Genomic DNA, 13,189 nt, shown 5'->3' on the forward strand with positions numbered 1-13,189 from the left:
TGTGCGCCCAGACTTTCCGGCCGGACCGGCCACCCGCTCCGCCATCTACTGGCTTGGCCTGCTGGCAGCGCTGAAGGCGCTGTCACTGGTCCTGATGGGGCAGGCCGTGGCTGCCATGCTGGCCGGGCTGGCCACCGGGAACGGGTCGTGGGCCGAGCAGCTGCCCTGGGGCCTGGCGGGCGTTGTCCTAAGGTCCGCCACAGTCTGGGCCCAGGGCATCGCCGCGCGCCGCGCCGCGCTGGGCATCAAGGAGGAACTCCGCTCCGAGCTGCTGGCCCGGGCCCTGCGGAACGGTGCTCGGAGCACCGGTCCGGCCGATGGCGGGCTGGCCGTCCTGGCTACGCGCGGGCTGGATGCGCTGGACAGCTACTACACGCAGTTCCTCCCCGCCCTCGTGAACTGCGCCGCGATCCCGCTGCTGCTCGGGGCCCGCATCCTGTTCACGGACTGGGTCAGCGCGGTGGTGATTGTCCTGACTGTTCCGCTCGTTCCGCTGTTTATGGTGCTGATTGGCCGCTATACCGAGGACCATGTCCGCGAGGCCCAGGAAACCCTGACCCGGCTTTCCGCACACATGCTGGAACTGGCCAAGGGCCTTCCCGTGCTGGTGGGGCTGGGCCGTGCCACCGCGCAGCGCAAGGCCCTAGAGGAGATCTCGGAGGAATACCGCGCCAGGACCATGGGGACGCTGCGCACCGCATTCCTGTCCGCACTGGCGCTGGAACTGATCGCAACCATTTCCGTAGCAGTGGTTGCCGTATTCATCGGCGTCCGCCTGGTGCACGGCGACATGCCGCTTGAGGCCGGCCTCCTGGCGCTGATTCTTGCGCCGGACTGCTACCTGCCGCTGCGCGAGCTGGGCGCCGCCCACCACGCCAGTGATGACGGCCGGGCGGCCCTGGCCGAGACCAGGAAGGTCACTGAAGCACCCGAGCCGCAACCGCTGCCCGCACAGGGACGCGAGGCTGCCGCGTCCGACGGCGGCAGCCGGTGTTCCGTGCCCGGGTCCGGGGGAGTGACGGTCACCGACCTCAGTGTCACGTACTCCGGACGGTCCGCCCCCGCCGTCGGGCCGTTAACGTTTACTGCCCCGCACGGGCTGATCACCGCCCTGGACGGTCCCAGCGGCGCCGGCAAAAGCACCGTCCTTGGCGTGCTGGCCGGGACCATCGGCGACGGCGGCGGAACCACAGTTTCCGGCCGCCTCTCCGGCCTGGCACGCGACGCGGTCGCCTGGGTCCCGCAGCATCCGGTCATGGTGGCGGACTCCGTGCTCGAGGAGGTCATGCTGTACCTCGGTGGCGGAAGGGGCTCAGATACTCCGGCAGCAGCCGAGACGGCCACGGATTGTCTGGCCGCTGCGGCTGCCGGCCACCTCACCGGCCACCATCCGGCCGAACTGAGCCCGGGCGAGCTGCGGCGCGTTGCGCTGGCCCGCGGCCTGGCCCGCATCAGGTCCGGTGCCACCTTGCTGCTTCTCGACGAGCCCACCGCACACCTTGACGGCGTGTCGGCGGCGCTGGTGCAGGACTCGATCCGTGCGCTCCGGGGCCAGGTCACCATCATCCTGGTGGCCCACGACCAGCAGACCCGCGAGCTGGCTGACCACCTGGTGCCTGTTTCCGCCCACGGCATCACGGCGCCCTCCGACGGAGCTGTGCTGTCAGCAGGGACAGGGCCGTCCGGAACCGTGTGCGACGGAACCGGGGCCATTGTGGAGCAAGAGCATGTCCCGGAAATTTCCGGGCGTCATCCGGCGAGGACGCAGACGCCCGCGGCCGGGGATTCCCGGCCAGGCTGGACTGTCCGTCTGCTGGCCGGCCTGCTGGCACCGGTGGCTGGCCGGTTCACCGGCGCCGCCGTGGTGGGGACTTTTGCCGCCCTTTTCGCTGTTGCCCTGTCTGGCCTTTCCGGCTGGCTTATCATCAGGGCCAGCGAACAGCCGCCCATCCTGTACCTGCTCGCTGCCATCGTCGGGGTGCGATTCTTTGGGATCGGGCGCGCCGTCCTGCGCTACTGGGAACGGCTCCTGCTGCACGATGCCGTGTTCGGCGCCCTCACCCGCCTGCGCGGCCGGCTCTGGGAATCACTGAGCCGCAAGGCACTCTCACTGCGGCGGCTCCTACAGGGCGGCAACGTCCTGGGTACGGTGATTGACGACGTCGACACCGTCCGGGACCTGCTGCCGCGGGTTGTGCTGGCGCCCGCAACGGCGCTGGCCGTGGCCGGTTCAACGCTGGTGGCAACCGCCCTCGTGGCGCCTGCCGCGCTGCCGGCCGTTGCCTTGGCAGCAGCTTTCAGCCTGTTCGTGGCGCCGGCCGCCGCCCTGTGGGGGGACCGCCGCTCGGCCACAGCGGAACAGAGCCTGCGGGCAGGCGTCCTGCGGCGCACGTCCGCCGCGCTGGATGCCCGGGCGGAGCTGCACGCGAACGGCATCGCTGCAACAGTCCTGGACGCGCTGCGCGCCGAGGACCGCCTGGCCACCCGGGCATCGCAGCGTTCCGCCTGGGCCGAAGGCCTCGGCCAGGCCATCACCGTCGCCGCCTGCGGCACCGCCGCCTTGGGTGCTGCCGTTCTGACCGCACCCCAGGTGCTGGCAGGAACCATGGAGCCCGCCACCGCCGCGGTTGCTGTCCTGCTGCAGCTTGCACTCGTGGAACCGTACGCGGCGATGACGACGGCGGTGCGCCAGTACCCGGCGCTACGCAGCGTTATGCGCCGGGTCGGTGAGTCAGGGGTGCTGGATGGCGGTGCCACGGAAACCGGGGCCGGCGACGGCCTGCATGCTGTCCCCGCCCGTTCCGGTGCCGCCCCGGGGGTTGAACTGGAAGGCGTCGGGGCGGCCTGGCCCGGCGGGAAACCCGTGTTCTCCGGGGTCTCCGCAACGGCCGGACCCGGCACGTGGCTGGCGGTCACCGGTCCGTCCGGCGCGGGGAAATCCACGCTGCTCGCCGTCCTGCTGGGATTCCTGCCGGCCGCCACGGGCCGGGCCGCGGTGACCGGCACGGTGGCCTGGTGCCCGCAGGAGGCACACCTGTTCGATTCGACGCTGCGGGGCAACCTGATGCTGGGCGTCCATGCCCCGCCTACCACCGATGCGCCGCCTACCACTGGTGCGCCTGCCGCCGGTGAAGCCGAGCTGGAAGCGGCGTTGGCCGCCGTCGGCCTCAGCGCCCTGGTGTCGCAGCTGCCGGCCGGGCTGGACACCCGGATCGGGCCGGGTGGTTCCTTCCTCAGCGGCGGCGAGCGGCAACGGCTGGCCGTGGCGCGGACCCTGCTGACGGGGGCCGAGGTTATCCTGCTCGACGAGCCCACGGCTCATCTGGACGCACAGTCGGGACGGGAAATGCTGGCAGACCTCCGCGCCGGCCTGAAAGACCGGACAGTGGTCATGGTCACCCACAATCCGGCCGACATCCAGCCGGATGACGCCCGGCTGGAGCTCTCGGCGGTGTCCCGGACGGGCACGGCTGCTTCGCTGGTGGGTTGAGTCCCCTCAGCCGTCCACATCGTGGAGGTGATGGACGACGTCGTGCAGGAAGTACTGGGCCAGCGTCAGGACCGTGAATTCGGAACCGTTGCTGCGCAGGCCCCGCCGTCCCCACTCTGACTCCCGGACGCCGGCGAAGGACTCGGCAATCTGCTTGCCCTCGGCCGTCAGTTCGGCGCTGACCACGGCGGGATCGGCATTGGCGTAATCCTTGTCGACTGCCGTTTGGTCCTGGTCCCAGTTCTCAAACCGGGCGCCGTCGGCGTCGAGCATTAGGTTCAGCCGCTGGTCGAACAGCGTGAAGACGTCGCGGACGTGGCAGGCATATTCCAGCGCCGACCACGTGCTGTCATCCGGGCGTTCTGCAACGTCAGGCCGGCGGAGGACGGCCCGCCAGCGCGGGAGCATGTTTTCCACGCTGCCCGGCACCGTGGCCGGTGTGGCGGTGGAAGCGTCGAAGGAGCACTCGGTGCACGGCCGGGAGAGGACCCAGGTCCAGTCCTTTTCATCAGGAATGATAGGCATGGCAGCAGTCTAGGACGGATCGCTCCAGGCCATGGCCGGACCCACCGCGTCCACTGCCTGGGACAGCGGAATCCCCGAACCGTCGCGCCGGCCGTGCTCCTGCGGCAGCGACCTGGCAATACCGGCGAGCGATGAGGCCTTCGCGGGTCCGTGCCCGGCCCACGCCAGCAGCAGCGTGTCTTCGCCCTTGAGGAACCTATGGGCGCGAACGCCGGCTGTTGCACGGCCCTTGGCAGGGTATTCGGCGAAGGCCGTCACTTTCGCCGCACCCGGGGCGGTGCCCGGCAGGGCGCCGCTCGTGCCGGCAATGGTGACCACCACGGCGTCGTCGTCGGCGGCGGTGACCGCCCCGAAGAACAACACCTGGTCCCCGGCGCCGAGCTTGATACCCACCATGCCGCCGGCCGTTCTGCCCTGGGCCCGGACGTTGGCGGCGCTGAAACGGAGCAATTGAGCCTCACGGGTCAGGAACACCAGCTCGGTTTCCTCAGACCCGGCCGACGCCACACCCACCACCTCGTCCTTGTCCTTGAGCGCAATGACTTCCCAGTCCTCGCGGTTCAGGGGGTAATCGGGCTGGACCCGCTTGACCACACCCTGGGCGGTGCCGATGGCCAGGACTTCATCCAGCGGGGCGAACGCCACCAGCGCTTCACCCTTCAGCAGCGTGATGAAGTCCTTGGCCGGAACACCGCCGGCGAGGTTGGGCAGGCCGGACATCGGCGGCAGCACCGGCATGTCCATGACCTGAAGCCGCAGCATCCGGCCCTGTGAGGTGACCGCCGCTATTTCCCCGCGGGCCGAGGTCTTGACCACTGAACGGAAAACGTCGTGCTTGGCCCGCGGCCCGGACTCGGCGAGGGGCTCCTGGTTGGACGTGCGCGCGATCTGGCCCGACGCCGTCAGGATGGCCCAGCAGGGATCGTCCGAGATCTCCAGGGCGAGCGGCGCGGCCTGGCCCTTGCCGTTGGGGGCGGCCGCCAGGGCTGCCGCCACGGTGGGGGAGACGGCCTCGGATTCGAGCAGAACCGTCCGCCGCGGAGTGCCGTATTTTTCGGCGATTTCGCCGAGTTCGGAGGACACAAGTCCGCGCAACCGCTCCTCGGAGCCGAGGATGGCTTCCAGTTCCACGATCTCGCGGCGCAGCTCCTCCTGCTCCTTTTCAAGCTCGATCCGGGAGTACTTGGTCAGCTGCCGCAGCCGCAGTTCCAGGATGTAGTTGGCCTGGATCTCGGAAAGATCGTAGATGGACATCAGCCGGACCCTGGCCGCCGCCACCTCATCCGAGGAGCGGATGATCTGGATGACCTCATCGATGTCCACGATGGCGATCAGGAGGCCCTCCACCAGGTGCAGGCGGTCCTTCTTCTTACCCAGCCGGAACGACGTCCGCCGGCGCACCACATCGATCCGGTGCTCCACGTACACGGAGAGCAGCTTTACCAGGCCGAGGGTCTGCGGCTGGCCGTCCACCAGCGTCACGTTGTTGATGCCGAAGGAATCCTCCATCGGCGAGTAGCGGTAGAGCTGCTGGAGCACGGCGTTCGGGTTGAACCCGTTTTTCAGCTCGATGACCAGGCGCAGGCCATGCTGGCGGTCCGTCAGATCGACGATGTCACTGATCCCGGTCAGTTTCTTGCCATTGACGGCGTCCTTGATCTTCTCGATCACCTTTTCGGGGCCCACCATGTAGGGAAGCTCGGTGACCACCAGGCCGGTGCGCCGGGCCGAGAGCTGCTCGATCTCCACCTTCGCCCGGGTCTTGAAGGAACCGCGTCCGGTGGCGTAGGCGTCCCGGATGCCGTCCAGGCCCACGATCCGGCCGCCTGTTGGCAGGTCCGGCCCCGGTACAAAGCGCATGAGGTCATCGAGGGTCGCGTCCGGGTGGGCGATCAGGTGCCGCGCGGCGGAGATGACCTCCACCAGGTTATGCGGGGCCATGTTGGTGGCCATCCCGACGGCGATGCCCGTGGCGCCGTTGACCAGCAGGTTGGGGAACGCGGCCGGGAGGACATCCGGCTGGGTCAGCTGGTTGTCGTAGTTGGGGACAAAGTCCACCACGTCTTCGTCGAGGTGGTCGGTCAGCGTCAGGGCTGCTGCCGCGAGCCGGGCCTCCGTGTACCGGGGGGCCGCGGGACCGTCGTCGAGGGAGCCGAAGTTGCCGTGGCCGTCAATCAGCGGCAGGCGCAGCGAGAAGTCCTGGGCCATCCGCACCATGGCGTCATAGATGGCGGTATCGCCGTGGGGGTGGAGCTTGCCCATGACCTCGCCCACCACACGGGCGCTCTTGACGTGGCCGCGGTCCGGACGCAGGCCCATCTCACTCATCATGTACAGGATCCGGCGCTGGACCGGCTTGAGCCCGTCCCGGGCATCAGGCAGAGCCCTGGAGTAGATCACCGAATACGCATACTCCAGGAAGGAGCCTTCCATCTCGGACGTGACATCGATGTCCACGATGTTCTCGACGAAATCCTGGGGTGCGTCCCCGGCAGGGGCTGGGCTTTGGCGGCGGGCCATGGGGCTGGTGGATCCTTCTGGGTTACTGGTGGTGCTGTGGTCTGGGCGCAGGTCTGGAGGAAGTTCTCCGGGCACACGGCCTGCGCCGTCAGTTTGTGGTTAGGCTAAGCCTATGGTGGATCAGCCCGGGGACGGCGAATATCCGGAACATTGGGAAGCCGATGTCGTGCTCCGTGACGGTGGCACCGCCCATCTGAGGCCCATCCACCCCAGCGATGCGGACGCGGTCCAGGCTTTCCATGCCGGGCAGTCGCAGAGCTCAATCTACATGCGCTTCTTCGCGTTCAAGGCCCGGCTGTCCAGCAAGGAGCTCAAGCGCTTCACCGAAGTGGACTACAGGGACCGGGTTGCCCTGGTGATCACCTTTGGCGGCGAAATCCTGGGGATCGGCCGCTACGACAGGCTGGATGATCCCCTCGAAGCCGAGGTCGCGTTCAACATTGCCGACGCCCACCAGGGCCGGGGCATCGGCTCAATCCTGCTCGAACACCTTGCCGCGGCCGCCCACGAAATCGGGATCCGCCGCTTCAGCGCCGAAGTGCTGCCGGAAAACCGCAAAATGCTAATGGTGTTCGCCGACGCCGGCTACGACGTCAAACGCCATTTCGACGACGGCGTCGTCAGCCTGGAGTTCAACATCGACCCCACCGAAAAGTCCCGGGTGGTGATGGAATCACGCGAGCACCGCGCCGAGGCGAGAAGCGTCCGGGACCTGCTGGCGCCGTCGTCCATTGCCGTCATCGGGGCCAGCCGCAAATGGGGGACCGTGGGGTACCAGCTGCTCGAACACATCATCGAAGGCGGCTTCTCCGGGCAGGTCTACGCCATCAACCCGGAGGCGTTGGAGCTCGCCGGAATGATGTCCTTCGGCAGGATTTCCGAGGTCCCGGAACCTGTGGGGCTCGCTGTGATAGCCGTTCCGTATGAGGAAGTGGCCACCGTGGTTGACCAGTGCGCTGCGGCCGGGGTCAAGGGGCTGGTGATCGCCTCCGCGGGCTTCGCGGACGACGGCGAACGCGGCCTCGCCCGCCAGCGCAACCTGGTCCGGAAGGCCAGGGCCAACGGCATGAGGGTGATCGGGCCCGCTTCCCTGGGGATCGTGAACACCCATCCCGACGTGAGACTGAACGCCTCCATGGCGCCCTCACTGCCGCGTCGCGGGGGCCTGGGCCTGTTCAGCCAGTCGGCGGCGATCGGTGTTTCCCTCTATGCGGCGTCACACCGCCGCAGGCTGGGCCTTTCGACGTTCCTGTCGGCGGGCAACCGCGCGGACGTCTCCGGCAACGACATGATGCAGTTCTGGGAGGACGACGCCGACACCACCGCGGTGGGCCTTTACCTGGAGTCGATCGGGAACCCCCGCAAATTTTCCCGGATCGTCCGGCGGCTCGCCCGCACCAAGCCCGTGGTGGTGGCCAAGTCTGAAACCATGGGCCTGCGGCTGCCGCCTGGCCACGCCGTCCGGACCACCCAGGCACCCGCCGGTGCGCTGGACGCCATGATGCGCCAGTCCGGCGTCATCCGGGTCGAGACCATCGAACAGCTGATGGACATCACGCAGATAGTGTCCGGCCAGCCGCTCCCGGCGGGGCCAGGGCTGGCCATTTTCAGCAACTCCCTTGCGCTGGGCAACGTGGTGGCGGACAGCGCCGAGGCGCACGGCCTGACCGTGGATGGCATCATCACCGACGTGGATCTCGACGCCGGGATGTCCCTGGCGCTGCCGGCCCTCCGCCGCAGCCTCCAGGACGCTCTCGCGTCCGACGCCGTCCACGCCGTGGTGGCCGCCCTGCTGCCGGTGCGGGGCCTGACTGTGGACCATATCGCTGAGGTCCTGGCCGAATGCTCGGCCGCCGCCGGAAAACCGGTAGTCGCCGCCTTCACCGGCATCCTTGACCCCTCCATCTACGTGGAGGGCATGGTGGGCAGTGAGGGATGGACAGTGCCGTGCTTCTCCAACGCCGGTGCGGCTGTGGCGGCGCTCGCCGCCGTGGTGCGCTACGCGGAGTGGGTGGCACGGGACCCCGGCCACTTTGTCCAACCCGAAGGCTGCGATCCGGAAAGCGCACGGATCCTGCTGGATCAGCTTCTCCACGATGTCCACGGGGAGCAACTCAAGACCCTGGAGCCGGCGTCCGCGGCCCAGCTGCTGGCGCACTACGGCATTGCGGTGCTGCCGTCCGCAGGTTTCGACTCAGAAGAGGAGGCCGTTGCTGCCGCCGGCAGGCTGGGCTGGCCGGTCGCGCTCAAAACCACCGACCCGGCACTTCGCCACCGCCTCGACCTGGGCGGAGTCCGCCTCGACATCGAGGATCCGGATTCCCTCCGCCGCAACATCGCGCAGATGCGGCGCTCGCTGGCACCTTACGGTTCGCGGGCCCTGGAGGTGCAGTCCATGGCCGCGGTGGGGCAGGCGTGCACGTTCCGGGCCATTGAGGATCCGCTGCTGGGGCCGGTAGTCTCCTTTGGGCTGGCCGGGGACGCGGTCAACCTGCTGGATGACTGGGCGCACCGTGTGCCTCCGCTGTCCGCGGCCGACGTGAAGGACTTCGTCCGTGGGCCCCGCGCGGCCCGCAAACTCTTCGGCTACCAGGGCCTTCCCGCCGTCGATATTGACGCCTTGGAGGAAGTCGCCGGGCGCTTGGCCTGGATGAAGGACAACCATCCGGAAATAGCCCTAGTGGAAATCAACCCTGTCCTCTGCGGAACCCAGGGCGTGTCCATCCTGGCCGCAGATATCCGGATCGGCAACGCAGCCCAGCGCACTGACAGTGCCCGCCGGGCCATGCTGGGCTGACCGCGGTTAGCATGTCCCCGGCCGATCTGTGAAAATGGGGGAATGAGCTCACAGCCTTCCCAGTCGACGCCTTCCACCTCCGGCAGTGACAACCAGGCAACCCGCCCCCACAGCTCACACAGCCACACGCCGCAGGGCCAGAGCCTGGACGGTGCGCTCCAGAAAGCGGGCTTCTACCCACGCCTGGTGGCTGACGTCGTTGACGACGCCCTGGACGGCCGCGAATGCGTGGCCCACCTGGTGCACCTCGAAACCCACTTTGACCGGGCCGAAGTCCGCCGCCACATCACCGTGCTGGTCCTGACCGCAGACATGCTGGTGATCACCCACGTGGACGACCAGCAGCTCGATGACGCCGGCGAACAGATCGTGGCCCAGATCTCCACCGAATCCGTGCCCGTCGCGCAGATCCGCTCCGTGGTCCTGAGCTACATGTACTCCCAGCCGCAGGACTACAAGCCCTCGGATCCGGTCCGGGAAGTCACCCTCGCCATTGCCTGGTCCGGCGGCCAGCGGCTGGACATGGGCCCCGCCAGCTGCGGAGACCCGCAATGCGAGGCAGACCACGGCTACAGCGGCACCATTGCCCAGGAGGACATCGTCCTGCGGATCAGCGCCGAAGCCGACGGTCCGCAGGCCGTCCAGGACGCCAAACTCTTTGCCCGCGCCCTGCGGGCCGTGAACACCGGTTCCACGGCTCCCGTGCCGCACGCCGGCCAGACGCTCCAGCCCCGGCCCCGGACGGGTGTGTTCGGAAACCGGCTCAGCCGCGGGCACCAGCAGCGCTGAGATGCCGGACCAAGGGAAAGCAACAGTCTCCTCAGTCTCTTCCGCAGCGGTTTCGCAGGGGGCCGCCCCACAGCTTAGAATGCCGCCCGCGCCTGCCTTTGGCCGGCGGTCCATCGGGGATGTCCTCACCAGCGCGGCGGCCAGCCTCGGGGTAGAAGGTTTCACGAACTCCCTGGGCCTTCCGCCGGCGTCGCGCGTCTGCGTGGTCCTGGTCGACGGCCTGGGCCGGAACCTGCTCAAACAGAAGTCTGCCCACACGCCCTTCCTGCGCTCCGTGATGCAGTCCGGGCAGGGGGAAGTTCCCGTCTGGCTGGACTCCACGTTCCCCTCAACCACGGCCGCTGCCCTGGCCAGCTTCGGCACGGGACTCCCGCCCGGCCAGCACGGAATGGTGGGCTATGACGTCCTGGACCCGGACCAGGACAAAGTCGTCAACATGCTCGGCAACTGGGATGCCAAGGTGGACCCCACTGAGTGGCAGCCGTTTCCTACCGTCCTCGAACGGGCTGCCGATTCAGTTAGTGTGACCACGGTCAGCCTGCCGCAGTTCGGCAACTCGCCCATGACGCAGGCGGCCCTCCGCGGCGGGAATTTCGTCTCAGCCGTGACGGCCCACGCGCGCACAGAAGCCGCCGCCGAAGCCATGGACACAGCCGGGAAGTCCCTGATGTACTTCTACGTCAACGAACTGGATAAGGCCGGCCACCGGCACGGTTGCCAGTCCGAACAGTGGGAACACCAGCTCGAAGAGCTTGACGCAACCGTCAAACGGCTCCACGCGTCGCTCCCGGCCGGGACCACCGTCCTGCTCACCGCGGACCACGGGATGCTCGACGTCCCGGAACAGCAGCGGATCGACTTCGCCGCGGACGCGTCGCTTGTTGACGGCGTGCGGCATACGGCGGGGGAGCCCCGGATGGTACATCTCTACCTTGAGGATCCGGCAGACGCCGCGGGCCGGGAGCGCTTGCTGGGCGCGTGGCGTGCCCGTTTCGGCGACAGGATCTGGGCCTTTACGCGGGAGGATGCCATCGCCGCCGGGCTGTTCGGGACACTGCGCCCGGCCGTCGGGCCCCGGATTGGCGACATCATGATTGCAGCGCGGGACGCGCTGGCCCTCTACGACACCCGCCGCGGGCGCCCAGCCGCCATGGAGGTGGTGGGCCAGCACGGCTCGCTGACCAAAGCGGAACGCGAAGTACCCCTGCTGTGCTTTAAGGCCGAAGGCAAGCCACGGCGACGCTGAGGCGTCAGTCCCGCTTGGTCCCGAAGACGATCTCGTCCCAGCTGGGAACCGTGGACCGCTTCGGTTTTGCGGGCTGCCGTTCAGGCTGGTCCGCGTCATGGTCGTGGTGCTGGCCCGATCCTGCGTCATCGGTGCCGGCCGCGTAGGCCGCCCTGCGCGGGCTGCCGCCGCCCAGCAGTTCGTCCAGGCCCACGTTCGGCGCGGGACGCCCCGGAGCTGTCTCGCCGGGGGCACCCTGCCCTGCGGGACGAAGCGGGGACGCCACAATGGTGACTTCCCTCGTGTCGGTGCTGACGCCGTCGTGCAGTTTCAGGACGTCATCGTCCTCGGAGTCCCGGTGCGGCGGGATGAGGCTCAGCCTGGACAGCATTGACGGCCGCGCATCACGCTTGCGGGTGAGGGGATCGGCGGGCGGGGCGTCGTCCGGCGCGGTGGACTCGGCAGGTGCTGCCTCGCGCATTTCGGGCTCCCGGTACTTCTGCTCCCTGGAATCCGGTTCCGGGACCACCTCCGAGGGACGTGGATGGGCAGCGGGCACGCCGTGGGTCAGCAACAGCGCCAGGGCGTCGTCCGCGTCTTCGTCGACACCCAGACGCTGGCCGCGGCGTGAACGGAGCATATCCAGGAGACCGTCAGATTCCCTGGCCTGCGGGACGGCCTGCGGGCCGGTCGAATTTCGGGCGGCCGCTGCTTCCGCGTCGGTTTCAAAGTCAAACGGGCGGTCCGTGACGGCAGTGAGACGGCGGGCCGGAACGGGACCGTCCAGCGGTTCCAGCTCACTGAGCTGCTGGGCCCAGCGGTTGGCGTTCTGCAGCGACTTGCGGGCCGGACTGAACGTCCACTGCGCAGGCGGCTCTTCCCCGATGCCGGAGGTGCCGTCCTTTTTGGCTTCAAAACGGGCCACCACGGTCCAATTGCCGTCCTGGCGCCGCCACGAATCCCACTCCACGGTGGAAGGTTCAATCCCGTGGGCTGAGAGCCGGTGGTTGACCATGTCGTGGAGGGAAGCCGGGTGGTCGCCGAAAATGGAGCGGTAGGTGTCATGGCCGGGGGAGGGCGAAGCCACTTCCACCTTCCGTGCCTGTTGCGCTACATACTCCCGCTCGGCAAGGACCGGGCCCTCATACCGCTCGACCTTTGCGAGGGGAAGCCCGGAAAGCTCAGCCACCTCCGCTGCGGTGGCACCGCTGCGGATCCGAGACTGTATGTCCCGCGGGGACATGGCAATGGGCGCAGCCGCGGAAGCCGTCTTCGCCGAAGACCGGCTGGCCGTCCGCAGTGCTTCATCGATCGGCAGCTGGAACATCTCGCCGCCGGCACCGCTCAACAGGAGATGCTCCCCGTCGTCGTGTACGCCTACAAGCCGTAGATCCTGCATACAAATCCTCCACCCTGGCATTACTATCAATCGAAACTCTGCCACTCACCGGCCCCCTTTTGGGTTAGGAGCAAGGGCGCGCCGCGATATTCCGGCACTTTCGGACGCCAGTGCGGTCAGCAGCGGGGGTTTGCGCAGTGCCAGCGGACCGCACCGGCGCGGAAGTCTGGATTTTGCCGCGTGCATGCGGAAGGATGAGCCCACGCCGGGCACAAACCCGGCGATCAGATAACCCGACGGCCGCGGTTGATGTGGACGAAAGCGACCTCGCCGCAGGCTACGAGCTTCCCGGGGCGGACCTGTCCGGCGAGGAGCTGCTGGTTCTGGTGGTGCCTCCACAAGCGGACGAGTTTACGTGTTCCTCGTGCTTCCTGGTCCGGCACCGTTCACAGATTCGGCGGGAAAAGGACGGCCACTTCTATTGCAAGGAGTGCGAGGGCTGAT

At 68.2% G+C, this 13,189-nt stretch carries 8 protein-coding genes; 5 read left to right on the forward strand and 3 right to left on the reverse strand.

Annotation, left to right across the window (positions count from 1 at the left end):
• Position 1 precedes the first annotated feature (1 nt).
• Positions 2-3,490 (forward strand): thiol reductant ABC exporter subunit CydD, encoded by a 3,489-nt coding sequence (gene cydD, locus ACX80M_RS09905; protein ID WP_459309507.1) that lies wholly within the window; start codon positions 2-4, stop codon positions 3,488-3,490.
• 6 nt (positions 3,491-3,496) lie between these two features.
• Here cydD and ACX80M_RS09910 read toward each other — a convergent pair whose 3' ends face one another.
• A complete protein-coding gene (locus ACX80M_RS09910) occupies positions 3,497-4,015 on the reverse strand; it encodes a DinB family protein (RefSeq protein WP_252600171.1) in 519 nt (172 codons plus the stop codon).
• A 9-nt stretch (positions 4,016-4,024) separates the two neighbouring features.
• Positions 4,025-6,535: a DNA gyrase/topoisomerase IV subunit A gene (locus ACX80M_RS09915; protein ID WP_252609155.1), complete on the reverse strand. Its 2,511-nt coding sequence runs from the start codon at positions 6,533-6,535 to the stop codon at positions 4,025-4,027.
• 112 nt (positions 6,536-6,647) lie between these two features.
• On the opposite strand from ACX80M_RS09915, the gene ACX80M_RS09920 reads away from it, so the two are divergent.
• The 3 genes from ACX80M_RS09920 to ACX80M_RS09930 all read left to right on the forward strand — a co-directional run bounded on the left by ACX80M_RS09920 (position 6,648) and on the right by ACX80M_RS09930 (position 11,367).
• Entirely contained in the window at positions 6,648-9,332 is a 2,685-nt protein-coding gene (locus ACX80M_RS09920; RefSeq protein WP_459309509.1) for a bifunctional acetate--CoA ligase family protein/GNAT family N-acetyltransferase, read from the forward strand.
• Positions 9,333-9,374: 42 nt separating this feature from the next.
• Positions 9,375-10,121, forward strand: coding sequence for a DUF5998 family protein (locus ACX80M_RS09925; protein ID WP_252600174.1), 747 nt, complete (start codon positions 9,375-9,377; stop codon positions 10,119-10,121).
• 79 nt (positions 10,122-10,200) lie between these two features.
• Complete coding sequence (locus ACX80M_RS09930) at positions 10,201-11,367, forward strand: alkaline phosphatase family protein (protein ID WP_252609159.1); 1,167 nt, start codon at positions 10,201-10,203, stop codon at positions 11,365-11,367.
• A 4-nt stretch (positions 11,368-11,371) separates the two neighbouring features.
• Here the strand turns inward: ACX80M_RS09930 and sepH are convergent, their stop codons facing one another.
• Entirely contained in the window at positions 11,372-12,745 is a 1,374-nt protein-coding gene (sepH, locus tag ACX80M_RS09935; protein WP_459309510.1) for a septation protein SepH, read from the reverse strand.
• 194 nt (positions 12,746-12,939) lie between these two features.
• Here sepH and ACX80M_RS09940 point away from each other — a divergent pair, with 194 nt between their 5' ends.
• The gene (locus tag ACX80M_RS09940) at positions 12,940-13,188 is read left to right on the forward strand and encodes a DUF4193 domain-containing protein (RefSeq protein WP_459309511.1); all 249 of its coding nucleotides are present in this window, start codon (positions 12,940-12,942) and stop codon (positions 13,186-13,188) included.
• Position 13,189 lies beyond the last annotated feature (1 nt).

The sequence above is a fragment of the Pseudarthrobacter sp. MDT1-22 genome, from assembly GCF_054511035.1.

Bases quoted from the DNA above. Each gene is read 5' to 3' on its own strand.
- ACX80M_RS09910 (WP_252600171.1), bottom strand. From the start codon at position 4,015: ATGCCTATCATTCCTGATGAAAAGGACTGGACCTGGGTCCTCTCCCGG.
- ACX80M_RS09930 (WP_252609159.1), top strand. From the start codon at position 10,201: ATGCCGCCCGCGCCTGCCTTTGGCCGGCGGTCCATCGGGGATGTCCTC.
- ACX80M_RS09940 (WP_459309511.1), top strand. From the start codon at position 12,940: ATGAGCCCACGCCGGGCACAAACCCGGCGATCAGATAACCCGACGGCC.
- ACX80M_RS09920 (WP_459309509.1), top strand. From the start codon at position 6,648: ATGGTGGATCAGCCCGGGGACGGCGAATATCCGGAACATTGGGAAGCC.
- sepH (WP_459309510.1), bottom strand. From the start codon at position 12,745: ATGCAGGATCTACGGCTTGTAGGCGTACACGACGACGGGGAGCATCTC.
- ACX80M_RS09915 (WP_252609155.1), bottom strand. From the start codon at position 6,535: ATGGCCCGCCGCCAAAGCCCAGCCCCTGCCGGGGACGCACCCCAGGAT.
- ACX80M_RS09925 (WP_252600174.1), top strand. From the start codon at position 9,375: ATGAGCTCACAGCCTTCCCAGTCGACGCCTTCCACCTCCGGCAGTGAC.